Annotated in this window: 2 protein-coding genes; both read right to left on the bottom strand. The window is 47.5% G+C overall.

Annotated elements, in window-relative coordinates:
* On the bottom strand, window positions 1–619 hold a 619-nt coding region (locus tag N7974_RS20590), incomplete at its 3' end, for a DDE-type integrase/transposase/recombinase (protein ID WP_262967400.1).
* Window positions 616–1,116 (bottom strand): transposase, encoded by a 501-nt coding sequence (locus N7974_RS20585; protein ID WP_262967399.1) that lies wholly within the window; start codon window positions 1,114–1,116, stop codon window positions 616–618. The genes N7974_RS20590 and N7974_RS20585, both read right to left, overlap by 4 nt.
* Window positions 1,117–1,118: the final 2 nt, after the last annotated feature.

Raw genomic sequence — 1,118 nt, 5'->3', positions numbered from 1 at the left:
AATGCAGGATAAGCTGTTCTGCCTGTATCCCTTCACGATGACAGAGATCACGTAACAATTCGCCAGCCAAGGCGCTGTTTTCTTCTTCATACACCTGCCAACCGACGATCTTTCGGCTGAAAATATCAACAAATAGATACAGATAGAAAAACTGTCCACGGATCAGTGATGGCAGATAAGTAATGTCCCAACTGTACAGTTGATTAGGTGCTGTAGCACATGCCGCGCGTGGCTTTGTTCGTGTTTGAGCCGGACGTTCGCTACGCCGATGGGTAAGCTGTTTTTCCTCGCGCAGGATGCGATAGAAGGTCGACTCAGACGCCAGATAGCTACCTTGGTCGGCCAGTCGTGGAACGATCTGACTCGGTGGCAGATGACCAAATTCATCTGAATTAGCGACGATCAGCACCTCGGCACGCTCGATTGCTGTTAGTTTGTGTGGCGGTTGATAGTCACGCAAGGGGCGTTGATCGCAGTGAATCGTCTCACCTGTCTGCCAGCGTTGTAAGGTACGCTCACTAAGTCCTAATACTTCACAGGCTTTAGCTTGACGTGCTCCCGCAGTTACTGATTCATTAAGTAAAGCAATCACTTGTTCGCGCTCTTCGTGGCCAGTCATTCGACCTCTCCCCCCAAGAGCGCCCGGAACTTTTTTTGCAGTACTAACAGCGCTGCGGCCTCTGCTAAGGCTTTGTCTTTACGCAATAAATTGCGCTCAAGGCTTTGGACTTCTTCTTTCAATATACGCAGGACCCGCGCTTCTTCACGCTTGTCTACTAAGTCATCCTGGCGGCAGAAATCAGCTTTCCATTGTTCCAACTGATGAATAAAAACGCCGCGTTCACGACACCAGGCATTTAAGTCTTCACCGATCAAATTATAGGTTTTTTGTAAAGCGGTAAAGCGTTCTTCAGAGCTCCAATCTTCGGGACGCTTTGATTTTAGCGGTGCAAGTTTGACGTCCTGTTCCTTCTGTTTCATCCAAGCCTTCAAGGTTGTTAAATGGATATTCAATTCGTTTGCGACGGACTGAACTGATTGGTCATTACCACGATTGTATACTTTTACCAGGGCCTGCTCTCTGAAGCCTACTGAATACCTTTTATATTTTTTCATTT

This window comes from Methylobacter psychrophilus (assembly GCF_025583945.1).
In the GTDB taxonomy this organism is placed as follows: Bacteria; Pseudomonadota; Gammaproteobacteria; order Methylococcales; family Methylomonadaceae; genus Methylobacter_C; species Methylobacter_C psychrophilus.
The sequence above is the reverse complement of the archived record's forward strand: the minus strand, read 5'-3'. Positions and strand labels throughout refer to the sequence as shown.

Excerpts from the sequence above, each read along its gene's own strand:
- N7974_RS20585 (WP_262967399.1), bottom strand. The coding sequence starts at position 1,116 with ATGAAAAAATATAAAAGGTATTCAGTAGGCTTCAGAGAGCAGGCCCTG.